The following is a 15,637-nucleotide window of genomic DNA, read 5'->3' as shown; positions in this document are numbered from 1 at the left end:
ACAAAATGCAAGAAGTTATAAAGATTGGCGGCGTAAGCCTTAATTTCAAACATTACTCAGGGGTTGATCTCTACAGCGACGGAGTTATCGAGAATGACCTTCTTGAGATTGTCAAAAAATACAAAAAAGAAGAGTACCAGAAGGTCATCGAGGAGCGCAACAACTGGCCCATCATGTACCATCTCTCCGACCAGCGTGCAAACATCGTCGAGTGGATCCCAATGGACAAGCGCGCCAAGGTCCTGGAAGTCGGCTCAGGCTGTGGCGCCATCACAGGCATGCTCGCATCCAAGGCAAAAGAGGTTGTGGCCTGCGATCTTTCCCGCAGAAGGTCAGAAATCAACGCAACCCGTAACGCTGACTGCGACAACGTCACCATCCATGTGGGAAATTTCAGGGACATCGAGCCCGACCTTCCCAAGGATTTTGACTACATCTTCCTCATCGGCGTCTTCGAGTACGGCCAGGGCTACATCGGCACCGACAGCCCCTACGAGAAGTTCCTTCGCATGCTGAAGAGACACTTAAAACGTGGCGGTAGAATCGTTATCGCCATCGAGAACAGACTTGGACTTAAGTATTTTGCCGGCTGCAAGGAAGACCACCTGGGCAGCTACTTTACAGGCATTGAAGGCTATTCACCCGACTCAGTTGCAAGAACATTTAGTAGGAACGGACTCATCAACATCTTCAAGAAATGCGGAATGAATGAGTACCATTTCTATTATCCGTATCCTGACTACAAGTTCATGTCTCTTTTGCACTCGGATTCCTACACCCCCAAGTTCGGGGATCTGCAGGACAACGTCCGCAACTACGACCAGGACAGGCTTGTGCTCTTTAATGAGAAAAGAGCTTATGAAGACCTTGTGCGTGAGGACATGTATCAGGAGTTCGCGAACTCTTTTGAAGTGATACTTGGACCCGGGTTTGATACCATCTACAGCAAGTACAGCAACGACCGCGTGGATGAGTTCAAGATAAGGACCGACATCGCCATCGACAAAACAGGTCGCAGAGTCATCCGTAAGTTCCCGCTGACCGAAGCTGCCAAGGAGCATGTTTTCGGCATTCGCGACGCATACTTAGGGCTTCGTCAGAGGTTCCAGGGAGGCGACCTTGAGATCAACGACTGCTCGATTGATGATAAGCTTGGCTGCGCCGTTTTCTCTTTTGTCAACGGAGTGCCACTGGCATCGCTTCTTGATGAGTGCGTTGACAGGGACGACCCCGACGGGTTCTTCGCGCTGGTTGGCGAGTACATCAAGAGAATCAGCTACAAAGAGGATTATCCCGTTTCGGACTACGACCTTATCTTTTCCAACATTATGGTCAACGGCCCGATCTGGACTATAATAGATTATGAATGGACCTACGGTAAGTGCATTCCGGCCAAGGAACAGGTCTGGAGAGCGCTCTACTGCTACAGATTAGAAGATCGCAAGCGCGAGAAGTTCGATCTAAAGCCGCTTTACAAGAAACTTGACATCACCGAGGACGAGGCAAAAGAGCTTTTGGAGGAGGAGTATCAGTTCCAGAAGTACGTGACCGGCAATCGCAAGTCCATGGTTGAGCTCTGGAAGGCTCTTGGCAGAAAGACTATCGTGCCAAAAGAGCTGAGGGGCGGCGCTGAGGCTGCAAGACCGGACGACTGCGTTCAGGTCTATCTCGATGAGGGAAATGGTTACTCCGAGGATGATTCCTTCTTCCCGGAGGAGGTCTATGATGACAACAACATCATAAAGCTTGACCTCCGCATTTCCGATGATTGCAGAACTGTCCGCGTGGATCCTGCATTTGCACCATGCATCGTTACCATCAAGGATGCGCTTTGGAATGGCAAGGCAATTTCTGATCCCGGGTGCGACATTGATATCCATCCGGTAAATGGTCAGTGGATTTCCGATGATACATTTGTCTTTAATTCTGAGGATCCGAATATTGAGTTTGGGCTTATGAGTCAGAAGCTGAATATGCAGGCGAGGAACCACCTTGAGCTTACGCTGCTCACAACGCTGATTCCAAGAAATGCAGCGGATGCCATCGCCGATTCTCTTCACGAGGAAGAGCCTGCGCCACAGCCTAAAAAGGGTGGTAAGAATCTGATCAAGAAGATTGGCAAGAAGATCATAGAAAAGCGCGAGGAGCGCATGTATAAAGACGAGGAGTGGGATTAAGGGGATATGCTTAAAGGTCTGGTAAAGTCAGGGCTTGTGAAGAAGAGCACAACTAAATACAACAAGGTATTGGCCGGCAAGTCTTCAGCTTATGACAAGTGGCAGCACGCCCGGGAAAAAGAGCCTGTGGTCATGGCCACTGCACCTGTCATGTATGAACAGGGTGAGAACGGGGAAATGGTTCCCCACAAGCTCCCGGACCCGACTGTCAAGGTGATCCCCTACGGTAAAGTATGGGAAGTCCAGGACAACGAGGGCGATGACAACGTGGTCTACCTCTTTGTAAGTCCCAAGGGCAAGCTCATCAAGAAAGCTGCTGAGGTTGTCAGACAGTACTTTATCGCGCACCCCGAACACAACGTAGTTTACGGAGATGAGGACGAGGCTTCCACCAATGGAAAATACATTCATCCGTATTTCAAGCCTGACTGGTCTCCCGATTCATATCTGAATGCCTTTTATATAGGCAGTTTTTTTGCATGCAGAGCCAAGACCATGCATGCATCTTCAAAGGAATACGACAACGCAGTTAAAATGCTGGGCGGAACGGCAAACAAGCGCGGCAGTGTAGAACAGGCGGGGCTGGAGGCATCTCTTTTGTCTGCAGACGTACTATTCTGCATGCTGGCGATACATGAGCACGCCTTCGCCAAGAGAACCGGCCTGGAGTTTCCGATTGGACATATCAAGCAGATACTGTTCCACAGAAGCCCCGAGCAGGACGTGTTCTACGGAAGGAGCTTCCACTCATCAAGGCACATGCTCCTTGCACCGGCAACTGTAAGTATCATCATTCCATCCAAAGATCACCCCGAGGTGCTGCAGCAGTGCCTTAACTCAATAATAGAGACCACAGGTGATGACAACATCAAGTACGATATTGTCATTATTGATAATGGTTCAAATGCAGCAAACAGGGTTAAGTACGGCGTTTATGCTTCCAGGGCTCCGCGTAAGAACGGCCTTGTGAAGATCAACTATATCTACAAACTCCAGGATTTCAACTTCTCCGTTATGTGCAATCAGGGGGTTAAGAACTCCACCGGAGAATATCTGCTTTTCATGAATGACGATATTGAGTGCGCCAAGGAAGGGTGGCTTCGCGAGATGCTCTCTCAGGCGCAGCTGAGGCATGTCGGCGCGGTTGGAGCTAAGCTGATTTACCCGGATACGGACCTTATCCAGCATGCCGGAATCGCTAATGTCAGACGTGGTCCGGTGCACAAGCTCCAGAAAATGCACGACAACAAGAGTCATTACTTCGGATATAACAGAGGAATTCACAACATGATAGGCGCTACGGCTGCATGTCTTTTGGTAAGCCGCAAGAAGTTCCTTGATGCAGGCGGATTCCCGGAGGACCTTGCAGTAGCTTTTAACGACGTGGATCTGTGCTATTCAATTCACGAAAAGGGCTACTACAATGTCTGCTGCAATCATATTTATCTCTATCATCACGAGTCCCTGACCAGGGGGCTTGATAACCTCGATCCCAAGAAGATGGAGAGGCTGGCGGTGGAGGGCGATACCCTTATGACTAGGCATTCGCATCTCTACAACTGGGATCCTTTCTACAGTCCGCATCTGACTGAGGACGAGACTATTTCGGCAATCATTCCTCGTGAGGATTACACTCCTGTTGAGAAATTGCCATACGCGACTGCAACCATCCATGAGAAGGGCATTCGCGGCGCAAGAGAGGACCAGTGCCTGCGCGTTGGCTGCGAGTACAACGGCACCATGGACAACTGGCTCTACGGCGTAACTGCCAAGGGCCATGATGAGGGATATTTCCTCAAGGGCTACAGCTTTGTCATCGGCTCGGATAATGCATGCTTTGAGAAGAAGCTTGTGCTCAGGCAGATCCAGAAGAGCCCTGACGGCTCTGTTGGGCCTACAGGCCCCAAGGTATACAGCTTTGTGCCTTATGTCTGGTACAGGCCTGACATCCGTGTGAGACTGAGTGACCAGGTGAATGTGGACCTGACCGGATACAAGCTCAGGATCGACAAGAATACACTGCCTCCGGGATATTACCAGATCGGAATGCTGGCGATTGATAAGACCAGCCGCTTGAAGCTTATCAACTGGGTGCCGAATGTGATTAAGATAAAGGACGCAAGGAAGTAAGAATGGAAGATAACAAGAACTTTGATTATAAAGCTGCATACGAGAAGGAGAAGCTGAAGACTGCGGATTTGGCTGGTCGTATTGCAGAGCTTGAGGATAAGAACCAGGAACTTGAGTTTAAGCTGAATCGTATCAAGAATAATCCTATCTGGAAGGCTTCTACACCGGCGCGTAATGCGATGCACTGGGTGATCAGGCAGAGGGATAGGATTAGGAATCAGGGATCACTTCGCGGAGTCATTGCCAAGATCAAGTACAAGCAGATTGAGAAGAAGGCCATGACTCACTACGGAACAGAGAGCTTCCCGAGCGAGGAGACCAGGAAAGAGCAGGAGAGTGCTGTATTTGAGAAGATGCCTCTTATATCAATTCTTGTTCCTCTTTACAATACTCCTGAGAAGTTCCTTCGAGACATGATCGAGTCAGTGCTGGCACAGACATATGGCAATTGGCAACTGTGCCTTGCTGATGGATCAGATGCTGAGCACATCGGAACAGTAGAAGCAATTGTTAAAGAGTATCAGGCTAGTCCGAAAGCTCTTTTCCCTGACGGCAAATGCCGTATCAAATATCAGAAGCTTGAGAAAAATGAAGGTATCTCCGGTAACACAAACCACTGCCTGGAGCTTGCTGAAGGAGAGTATATAGGTCTTTTCGACCACGATGATATTCTTCATCCGGAAGTTCTGTACTGGTATGTGAAGGCTATAAATGAGGAGAATGCAGACTACATCTACTGTGATGAGACCACCTTCAAGGGTGATGACATCAACAAGATGATAACCATGCACTTCAAGCCCGACTATGCTATCGATAACCTCAGGGCTAACAACTATATCTGCCATTTCAGTGTGTTCAAGAGAACACTGCTTGATGGTACAGAGCTCTTCAGACCTAAGTTTGATGGAAGTCAGGACCACGACATGATCCTGCGTCTTACTGACAGAGCGGAGCACATCGTGCATGTGCCAAAGCTTCTCTACTACTGGAGGAGCCACGCCGGCAGCGTTGCATCAGACATCAATGCCAAGCCTTATGCAATTGATGCAGCCAAGGGCGCTGTGGCAGATCACCTGCGCAGACACGGTTATGACCACTTCAAGATAACAAGCACAAGGGCTTTTGAGACAATCTTCAAGATCACTTATGAAGTTCAGGGAACACCTAAGATTTCCATCGTGATTCCCAACTGTGAGCATAAGGAAGATCTTAAGAGGTGCATAGATTCTATCTATGAGAAGTCCGTTTATGATAATTACGAGATAATCGTTGTTGAGAATAACTCCAAGGGCAGCGAGATCCGCGGCTACTACGAGGAGCTGGCAAACGGTGGCCTTAAGGACATCGTCAAGGTTGTTGACTACACAGCTTACAAAGCTATGGCCGGTGGCGATGGCAAGGATAGCGGATTTAACTACTCAGCGGTTGTTAACTACGGAGTCAAGAATTCTACCGGTGAGTACATAGTTCTTTTGAACAATGATACACAGGTTATCACCGTCAACTGGATGGAGGAGCTTCTGATGTACGCCCAGCGTGAAGACGTGGGCGCCGTCGGAGCCAAGCTCTACTTCCCGGATCGCAAGATCCAGCACGCCGGCGTTGTGCTTAAGCTCGGCGCCCACAGGACCGCTGGGCACTCCCACTACGGTCAGGCCGGCATGAACCTGGGTTACATGGGACGCCTGTGCTACGCACAGGACGTCAGTGCCGTAACCGGTGCATGCCTCATGGTGAGCCGTAAGAAGTACGACGAAGTCGGAGGCTTCGACGAGGGCTTTGCTGTGAGCCTCAACGACGTGGACTTCTGCCTCAAGCTCCGCCAGGCCGGATACCTCAACGTATTCACGCCTTTCGCAGAGCTCTACCACTACGAATCATTGTCCCGAGGCCTTGACCTAGAAGGCAAGAACGCCGCTCGCTACGAAGGCGAGTCCGAGCACTTCCGCACCAAGTGGAAAGAAGTCCTCGACAAGGGCGATCCGTACTATAACCCGAACTTCTCACTTGATCGCAGCGACTTCAGTTTGAATGTTGAGGGATATTCAAGTTTGAGAACACAGTAGAATCTGGTTATGCTATAGATATGATTATTGTATTTCAGGCAGGATGGATATAACAGAAAAAATACCCGGATTTCAGAGATTAGCGAAAGCGATTCGCATCCCCGGCATCCGGGTATTTTTGTATCTATATTTATATCTATATTTGTATTTATATTTGTATCTATATTTGCATCTATGAAATCAGCCTGAATTATAACTGTCCTGATCCAAATTTCCTTCCCGGACAGTAGTAGTGGTAGGAGATTAAACAAGCACCTACTGTCTGCAAGACTTTTTTAGACAGGGACAGTAGGGAACTTGCCTGAAACTGTGAACTGCCTACTGTCCATAAGTGAAAAAAGCACAGGGACAGTTAAAAATGATCAGAAATACAGTGTTAGGCTGTGCTAACAACATGGTTCGTAAGAAAAAGCTACTGTCTATAAAGAAAAATAAGAAAAGGACAGTAGCACTCCCTGTATAAATGGTTATTTAATACACATTTAACGAGTGCTAGCCATAATCTTAACAGGAGTTTTTGCATTTACATCCGGAATTGTAAGTGACAGCAACTCCATAATCTCCATGGCAGCTGAAGTTGCTGCGGTAAAAGAGTTATCGAACCTCTTTCCTGCAGGGACGACTCTGCATTCTGATACATTCCCGGGATTATCCGTTACATATAATTCCAAGACAACCTACGTAGTCAAGGAAGGCAAGAATAATATTGCCCTTTCCGTTACTTTGCTGGATCGTGATAGCTCCGGAAGTTCCTCTGACAACGAAGAGTGATGATGCCGGCAGAAAATCACATCACAAGGCATAGCTGACAGCCTCATTGGTTGGAATTGATTTTTAAATTACATAACAAAAATTCTCTATTTGAAAATTAGTTGGAAATTGCAAAGATTTTTCAGGGCCATGGGTCAAGTAAATTTGATGTCTAGCTCTTTTCCTGCATCACAGGAACGGGCCTACGGGTATCATGTTATGAACTCCCGGAAAAAACGCCGAAAGGTCTTTTTGCAAATTCCAACTAATTTTTATATGGAGAAGTCTTGTGGGGGAGTCGAAATTCCGTTTCCAACCAAGACTGTCATATTAGGGCCCTTGTGATGTACCCGGGCTTTCACCTGTGCTAAAATAATAGATATAAAGCAACACATTTTCACTTGGAGGTTTCTTATGGCAGAGAACGTAATATTTTATTTTTCAGGCACCGGTAACTGCCTGGATATCGCAAGAAATATAGCAAAGGGGATCGGCGGCGCAGACCTTGTAAGGATTAAGAAGGGCATGACCACTACTGATGTTACAAGCGCCAAGAAGGTTGGCTTTGTATTCCCGTGTTACGGCGGCGGAGCACCGGAAGATGTCCTTAAATATGCTAAGCAGATCAAGGTTAGCCCCAGCGCCTACACCTTTGGCGTGACTTCCTGCGCAGCATACAAGGGAACTGGCCTTTCAAGGCTCAACAAGATCATTCCGCTCAAGTACTGGAGCGTGATCACACATCACTGCAGCTGCATCTGGCTTTTCCCGCATAACCTGATGATGCCACGTCTTTCAGTAGGAGAGGCAGAAGCCAGAAGTAAGGACCTTGCCAGAATAATAGCCAATGACATAATGGCAGGCAAGACAAAGAGAAGACCCGGCTTGAACATCTTCAACGCCATAGAGAACGCAGGATTTTCTAAGATTCTCCAGAAGAAGGCTGGGGAATTTGAGGTTAACGACAACTGCATCGCCTGCGGACAGTGCGCTAGCATCTGTCCAAGAGGCAACATCAAGATAGAGAACAACAAGGCTGTCATAGGCACAGACTGCACTCAGTGCCTTGGATGCCTTCAGTACTGCCCGAGGAACGCTATCTCCATCGGCGACGTTTCCACGAAGCGCGAGCACTACCACAATCCGCATGTAAAGGCTGCTGAGCTTGCACAAGGCGCAGAGCATATCGGCTAAGAAAGTCAGTTGTGAGTCAGTGGGGCCGGTTCAGTTTGGTGAGTCAGTGGGGACGTAACAGTTTGACTCACCATTATCTCACTTATTGAAAAAGTATCGCTACAGAGATATAATAAAAGTATCTCTACAGCGATACTTTTTTCTTTTTATGGAGGCCTTGAAATTGTTAATCTATCACGGTTCAGAGAGCATCATATATAATCCCATCTTCGGACATGGAACTTCCGCCAATGACTATGGCAGGGGCTTCTATTGCACGGAAGATCCCGAATTGTCCAAGGAATGGGCATGCAAGAGGAATAAAGACGGCTTCTCAAACTGCTATGAACTAAACACAAAAGGCCTTAATATATGTGACTTAAATGGCGGAGATTACAGCATCCTCAACTGGATGGCACTCTTGACCAAATACAGAGGCTACTGGCAGCGCAAGAGTATAGCTGAGGATGCCAAGGATTTTCTGCAGGAGAAGTACCTCATTGATATTTCAGAATTTGATGTGATCAAGGGCTATAGGGCAGATGATTCCTATTTCTCTTTTGCCCAGGACTTCATAATGGGAACCATATCAGTACAGAAGTTGTCAGAAGCCATGAGGCTTGGAGGACTGAATGAACAGATCGTATTAAAGAGTAAAAGAGCTTTCGACCAATTGTCCTTTAAATCCTATGAAGAAGCTGAAGCCGTTGTGTACTTCAATAAAAAAGAAGCAAGAGACCTAAACGCCAGAAGAAGTTATCAGGAAATCAGGCCTTCCACAAACAGGCTTGATGAGATTTACATTTTGGATATCATGAGAGGAAATGTGAAGGATGAAGAACTACGCATATTCTGAACTATATCTTCCGCTTGCTCAAAGGGTTATGGGCGACATGTACGACTACGCCGTAAATACCATTGGCATGAAGCTCCATGAGTTCCACGAGCTTTTCATGATCAGCAAAATGGCAGATCAGTTTGAGATAGGCAATTCCACATATGTCGCTGGCAAGAATGGCTGTGAAGTGGCAAGGGAAGTCATAGAAACATGTACGGATCTGCACATAGATAAGCCTGATGAAATGCACGTTGACAAGTCTCCGGAGTACTGGACCGGTTGGGCGCTGGCATATTATCAGTGGATATCAAATGTCAGATATGCAGATATCGACAGATGCGTTCCAATCGATACCATACGCGGGATGTATAAGACTCTTCATGAAGCAGATATTACAGTATTCGTCGACATGATGGATAAGAGCCTGAGGGAGCACAGAGAAGATTCACGGCTGAAGAGACTTCGCGCTTATGCAGGCCTGTCACAGCGCGCACTTGCAGATAAATCGGGAGTTCCGCTCAGACAGATCCAGTTATTTGAGCAGGGGCAAAGAGATATCACCAAGACGCAGGGACAAACTCTGCTTCAACTGTCCAGAACATTAGGGTGTAGCATGGAGGATTTGTTGTGACTACCCCTGTATTTCATGGTATAATTATTTAGTGCATCAACAGCATGTTTATTTAAGGAGGAAAGGTAATGAGTGAAGCTACAAAGCAGCTGGAGTACTGGCTGAATGACGACTATTTTGATCAGGAAACAAAAGATGAACTTCTTGCTATCCGCAATAACGAGGCAGAGGTTGAGGATCGTTTTTACAGAGAGCTTGAGTTTGGTACCGGTGGACTCCGCGGGGTAATCGGAGCAGGAACCAACAGAATGAACAAGTACACTGTAAGAAAGGCTACACAGGGCCTTGCTAACTATATCAAGAAACACGGCGGACCTGACGCACCAAAGAAGGGCGTTGCCATTTCTTATGACTGTAGAAGATTTTCACCTGAATTTGCTGATGAGACAGCTCTTTGTCTTGCTGCAAACGGCATTAAGGCTTATGTCAGCGATATCTTAAGACCTACACCCGAGCTTTCATTTGCTCTTAGAGAGTTTGGCTGCATCGCAGGTGTAATGGTAACAGCATCACATAACCCGCCTGAGTACAACGGCTACAAGGTATACTGGGAGGACGGCGCACAGGTTACACCTCCTCACGATACAGGAATCATCGACGAAGTAGTAGCCATCACTGATTACCATGACGTTAAGACAATGTCCAAGGAAGATGCCATCGCTGCCGGCCTCTATGTTTCTTTTGGCGAGGAGATCGATGACAAGTACATGGTTGAGCTCAAGAAGCAGATCATCCACCAGGACGTTATCGACGAGATGGCTGACAAGTTCACCATCGTATATACACCTTTCCACGGCACAGGTAATCTCCCTGTTAGACGTGTTCTTAAGGAGCTTGGATTCAAGAACGTATTTGTTGTTCCGGAGCAGGAGCTTCCTGATCCCGACTTCACAACTCTTGATTATCCTAACCCCGAGGATCCCAAGGCATTCGAGCTTGCTCTTAAGCTTGCCAAGGAGAAGGATGCAGACATCGTGCTTGCAACTGATCCCGATGCCGACAGACTCGGTATTTATGCAAAAGACCTTAAGACCGGCGAGTACGTTGCTTTCACCGGAAACATGTCCGGAATGCTCATCGGTGACTATATTTTAAGAGAACGCCAGGCTACAGGCACAATGCCCGCTAACCCTGCATTCGTAACAACAATCGTTACAACCAACATGGCTAAGGCAGTTGCTGAGAACTACGGCCTTAAGTACATCGAGGTTCTCACTGGCTTTAAGTACATCGGCGAGCAGATCAAGCTCTTCGAGCAGAACGGCCAGTGCAACAACTATGTATTCGGTCTCGAGGAGTCCTACGGATGCCTCGCAGGAACCCACGCAAGAGATAAGGACGCTGTTGTAGCTGTTATGATGCTCTGCGAGCTCGCTGCTTTCTACAAGAAGCAGGGCAAGAGCGTTTGGGACGCTATGATCGATATGTACAACAAGTACGGCTACTACAAGGAAGGTCAGTACGCTATCACCATGAAGGGCAAGGAAGGCGCAGAGCAGATCGCAGCCCTTATGGACAAGCTTCGTAACGATCCTCCCAAGAAGTTCGGCCAGTGGACAGTTGAGGAGTTCCGTGATTACAAGACTCACAAGACCATCGACATGGCAACAGGCAAAGAGGGCGACACAGGACTTCCAACCTCCAACGTTCTCTACTTTGCGCTTGATAATGACGCATGGTGCTGCGCAAGACCTTCAGGCACAGAGCCCAAGATCAAGTTCTACATGGGCGTTAAGGGAAAAGACCTTGAGGATGCAGCTAAGCTCCAGGACGAACTTACAGAGGCAGTAAAGAGCTTCATCTAAAGAAATTATAGGGGGCATTTTGAGTCACTGGGGACGTTTCAGTTTGACTCATTTTGCTAAACAAAATGAGTCAAACTGAAACGTCCCCAGTGACTCAAAATGAAACAAACCCCAATGACTCAAAAAATACAACTACAAGGAAGTAACAACATGTCAATAAAAAATGCGGTCTCCAAGACAATAGCATACGCGAAGCGCAATGGTGTCAGGGCCGCATTTTTTGCTGCCATTGAGAGGGTTTCCGACAACCGCAAGGATAATTACACCTTCACACCACTCTCCGAGGCGGTCCTTGCCGAGCAGAGGAAAGAGTACAAGATGCTGGCGCAGGCAGGAGACCTGGTGCGCTTTAGCATCGTAGTTCCGCTCTACAACACTCCCGAGAAGTATCTCAAGGATATGATCGACTCTGTTATCGCTCAGACCTACGGAAACTGGGAGCTGGTCCTTGCTGACGCTTCAGAAAGACCTCTTGATGTGGCAAAAGAGTACGCGGCCTCTGATCCGCGTATTCGCTATTATCACCTTGATTCCAATGCGGGAATTTCCGAGAACACTAACCGCGGCCTTGAAAAGGCGACCGGTGATTACATAGGTCTTTTAGACCATGATGACACCCTGACCCCTGATGCGCTCTACGAGGTGGACAGAGTCATCAGAAAGAGCATGAAGACCAACAAGCTGGTCAAGTTCTCCAGTTGTCCGCTGCGCCTTATCTACTCCGATGAGGACAAGTACGACGACCATTCGGGCAGATACTACGAGCATCACGAAAAGCCCGCTTTTAACATGGACTATCTCATGTCCAACAACTACATCTGCCACTTCACAGTCATGAGGGCAGACATAATAAAGAGACTCAAACTCAGGAAGGACTTCGACGGCGCCCAGGACTACGACTTATTCTTGCGTGCCTGCGCAGAAGCCACTCTGAACATGCCACTGGCAGCAGGACAGATCGCACATGTAAACAAAGTCCTCTACCACTGGAGATGCCACGACGCATCAACAGCCGCCAATCCCGGCAGCAAAGACTACGCCTATGACGCAGGACGCCGTGCACTTCAGGACCTTTCGGATAACTACAAGCTAAATGCTACAGCAGCGCAGCTTAAACACGTCGGTTTCTACAGACTCAATTACGGCGAAGATGTCTTTTCCCAAAGAGGAGACCTTGGCTGTATCGGCGGCAAGATAATTGATAAAAAAGGAAGAATCTGTGGCGGAATGTACTTAAAGGACGGAACACTTGCTTACGACAGGCTCCCGGAAGGCTTCTCCGGTGGTCTCCAGCACAGGGCAGTGCTCCAGCAGGACGCTTACGCAGTTGATGTCAGGAGCCTTAAACTCAGGGACGAACTGATCCCGGTATTTGAAGAGGTGACTGGCAGACAGATAGATGGCACTTTCGACGGCCTCTCCCGCGAGGACATACGTGATATGAGCATTAAGCTGGGAAGCGAAGTCAGAAAGCGCGGCTTCCGCATCATGTGGGATCCGCAGATCATAAAGAGGGTATAAGCTATGGGATTTTTGACAGTAATAATACCTAACTACAATGGGAAAAAATATCTCGGCGACTGCCTCAGGAGCCTGGAGAAGCAGACTTTTGTTGCCTTCGACGTCATCATCGTCGACAACGGCTCCACGGACGGAAGTGTTGAATATATAAAGGAAAAGTGGCCAAACGTCGAGCTCATCGAACTCGGCGAGAACACCGGCTTTGCAAATGCAGTAAACGTGGGCATCAAGGCAGCTGACGCTGAGTATGTCTTTTTGCTCAACAACGATACAATGTGCGATGAGTACGTGCTTGAGAGGCTCATCAAAGTCATGGACAATAAGAAAAAGCTCTTTTCCGCACAGGCTAAGATGCTCCAGATGAAAGAGCCCCACAATATCGACGATTGTGGCGATCTCTACTGTGCTCTGGGCTGGGCATTCACACCCGGTAAGGATGCGGATAATAGCCACTTTAGCCGCAGAGAGTCCATAACCAGTGCCTGTGCAGGTGCTGCGATTTACAGAAAAGAATATTTTGACAAGGTTGGATACTTTGACCCGGAGCATTTCTGCTACCTTGAGGACGTAGATATCGGCTACAGAGCGCGCCTTAAGGGCTACGCCAACGTTATGGAGCCGACAGCCATTGTCTATCACGTGGGCAGCGGATCCAGCGGCTCAAGATACAACGCTTTCAAGGTTGAGCTTACGGCGGCCAACAACCTGTTCCTTATTTATAAGAACATGGCTGCGTTCCAGCTCTTTATCAACTTTATTCCAATCTGCATCGGAATCGCCATCAAGCACGCCTTCTATGTCAGAAAGGGCCTGGGGAAAGCCCACATAAAAGGTCTTCTTGGCGGTTTTAAGAAGATTGCAAAGTTCGCAAATCATCGCGTGATCTTCGGCAAGAAAGAAATCATCAACGCATTCAGGCTTCAGATCGAGCTCTGGGTAAATATTGGTCGCAGAATCATGAATGTGTGATATAATATCCCTAACTATGGGAAGGTATGGAAAAGTATTGTGATCAAGGACAATCAGGTACATCTCAATAGGGCACATGTTATCGTGGACGGGCTTTTGGTGGCCGGTTCCTATGTGCTTTCCTACTATATCAAGTTTGAATCTATATTCGCAGATAAAAGGCCCGGCGGACGACTTCCGATGGAGACCTATTTTTCTGCGCTTTATTTTTTGGTTCCCGCGTACATTCTTCTTTATTATATGGTCCAGCTCTACACTTCCAGAAGGGCTCTGCGCCTGTGGGAGGAGTTCGTAGACATTGTCCAGGCCAATATCATGGGCATCATCGGCTTTACGGTTATCCTGTACCTGTTAAAGCAGGGCGATTTCTCGCGTTGGATGATGGCCATCTTCTTTGCTCTGAATATTACCCTTACGACGATTGCCCACTGGATGCTGCGTAAGTTCCTGCAGTTCATCCGCAAGAAGGGCTATAATATCAAGCATATTCTTCTGGTTGGATACTCGAGGGCCGCCGAGGCATACATCAGCAGGATTCTTGAAAATCCGCAGTGGGGCTACGTTATCGCGGGCGTTCTCGATGACTTTGTTCCCCTTGATACCAGCTACCACGGAATCAAGGTCATTGGCAAGATTGAACAGCTGACGGACCTCCTTGAGAAAAACAGCTTCGATGAGATCACCATCACCCTTCCTCTGAACGACTACGATCGCCTGGAGGAACTGGTTGCCGAATGCGAGAAATCCGGCGTTCACACCAAGTTTATTCCGGATTACACATCCCTCATCCCCAGCAGTCCATACACCGAGGATGTACAGGGGCTTCCGGTTATCAACATCAGATATGTGCCTCTTACAAACTCTTTTAACAGATTTGCCAAGAGAACGGTGGATATTGTGGGATCTCTTTTCGCAATTATCATATTCTCACCTATCATGCTGGCTTCGGCCATCGCCATCAAGGCAACGAGCCCGGGACCCATCATCTACAAGCAGGAGAGAGTCGGCAGGAACGGCGTTCCTTTCATGATGTACAAGTTCAGGACCATGAAGGTTCAGACAGAAGCTGAGGAAAAGAAAGGCTGGACCACCAAGGGTGACCCCAGAATTACCAGAGTTGGAGGATTCCTTCGCAAGACCAGCATCGATGAGATGCCACAGTTCTTCAACATCTTCATCGGCCAGATGAGTCTCGTGGGACCAAGGCCTGAGCGCCCTCAGTTCGTTGAGAAGTTCAAGGAGCAGATTCCCCGCTACATGGTCAAGCACCAGGTTCGCCCCGGCCTTACCGGATGGGCACAGATCAACGGATATCGCGGTGATACTTCTATCAGGAAAAGAATCGACTACGATATTTACTATATCGAAAACTGGACCATGGCTTTTGATTTCAAGATACTGCTTGGAACCATAAGGCACGGCTTCGTTAATAAAAATGCATATTAAGAGAGTGGGTGAGTCAGTGGGGACGTTTCAGTTTGACTCATTTTGCGCGGCAAAATGAGTCAAACTGAAACGTCCCCACTGACTCACCCACTCTCTCATTTTCTTTTGGGGTTGTAAATAGTACACATTTG

Annotated in this window: 11 protein-coding genes; all 11 read left to right on the top strand. The window is 48.0% G+C overall.

Annotated elements, in window-relative coordinates; all coding sequences use genetic code 11:
- The first annotated feature begins 5 nt into the window (after window positions 1-5).
- Window positions 6-2,177, top strand: a complete 2,172-nt coding sequence (locus G632_RS21700; protein ID WP_022768174.1) for a class I SAM-dependent methyltransferase — start codon at window positions 6-8, stop codon at window positions 2,175-2,177.
- Window positions 2,178-2,183: 6 nt separating this feature from the next.
- Window positions 2,184-4,307, top strand: coding sequence for a glycosyltransferase family 2 protein (locus G632_RS0106275; protein ID WP_022768173.1), 2,124 nt, complete (start codon window positions 2,184-2,186; stop codon window positions 4,305-4,307).
- A 2-nt stretch (window positions 4,308-4,309) separates the two neighbouring features.
- Entirely contained in the window at window positions 4,310-6,373 is a 2,064-nt protein-coding gene (locus G632_RS0106270; RefSeq protein ID WP_022768172.1) for a glycosyltransferase family 2 protein, read from the top strand.
- A 489-nt stretch (window positions 6,374-6,862) separates the two neighbouring features.
- Window positions 6,863-7,144 carry a hypothetical protein gene (locus G632_RS19010; RefSeq protein WP_022768171.1) on the top strand — a complete coding sequence of 94 codons (282 nt, stop codon included), beginning with the start codon at window positions 6,863-6,865 and terminating at the stop codon, window positions 7,142-7,144.
- Between the two features lie 393 nt (window positions 7,145-7,537).
- A complete protein-coding gene (locus tag G632_RS0106260) occupies window positions 7,538-8,317 on the top strand; it encodes an EFR1 family ferrodoxin (RefSeq protein ID WP_022768170.1) in 780 nt (259 codons plus the stop codon).
- A gap of 163 nt (window positions 8,318-8,480) precedes the next feature.
- Window positions 8,481-9,152 (top strand): DUF3990 domain-containing protein, encoded by a 672-nt coding sequence (locus G632_RS0106255; protein ID WP_022768169.1) that lies wholly within the window; start codon window positions 8,481-8,483, stop codon window positions 9,150-9,152.
- Complete coding sequence (locus G632_RS0106250; RefSeq protein ID WP_026512423.1) at window positions 9,130-9,765, top strand: helix-turn-helix domain-containing protein; 636 nt, start codon at window positions 9,130-9,132, stop codon at window positions 9,763-9,765. The genes G632_RS0106255 and G632_RS0106250 overlap by 23 nt, the downstream gene beginning before the upstream one ends.
- A 68-nt stretch (window positions 9,766-9,833) precedes the next feature.
- Window positions 9,834-11,570, top strand: a complete 1,737-nt coding sequence (locus tag G632_RS0106245) for a phospho-sugar mutase (RefSeq protein WP_022768168.1) — start codon at window positions 9,834-9,836, stop codon at window positions 11,568-11,570.
- A 150-nt stretch (window positions 11,571-11,720) separates the two neighbouring features.
- Window positions 11,721-13,091 (top strand): glycosyltransferase family 2 protein, encoded by a 1,371-nt coding sequence (locus tag G632_RS20995; protein ID WP_022768167.1) that lies wholly within the window; start codon window positions 11,721-11,723, stop codon window positions 13,089-13,091.
- Window positions 13,092-13,094: 3 nt separating this feature from the next.
- Window positions 13,095-14,060, top strand: a complete 966-nt coding sequence (locus G632_RS0106235) for a glycosyltransferase family 2 protein (RefSeq protein ID WP_022768166.1) — start codon at window positions 13,095-13,097, stop codon at window positions 14,058-14,060.
- A 39-nt stretch (window positions 14,061-14,099) separates the two neighbouring features.
- Window positions 14,100-15,506, top strand: a complete 1,407-nt coding sequence (locus G632_RS0106230) for an undecaprenyl-phosphate glucose phosphotransferase (protein WP_022768165.1) — start codon at window positions 14,100-14,102, stop codon at window positions 15,504-15,506.
- The last annotated feature ends 131 nt before the right edge of the window (window positions 15,507-15,637 follow it).

This window comes from Butyrivibrio sp. NC2007 (assembly GCF_000421405.1).
In the GTDB taxonomy this organism is placed as follows: domain Bacteria; phylum Bacillota; class Clostridia; order Lachnospirales; family Lachnospiraceae; genus Butyrivibrio.
This window is presented reverse-complemented; position numbering and strand designations above follow the sequence as displayed.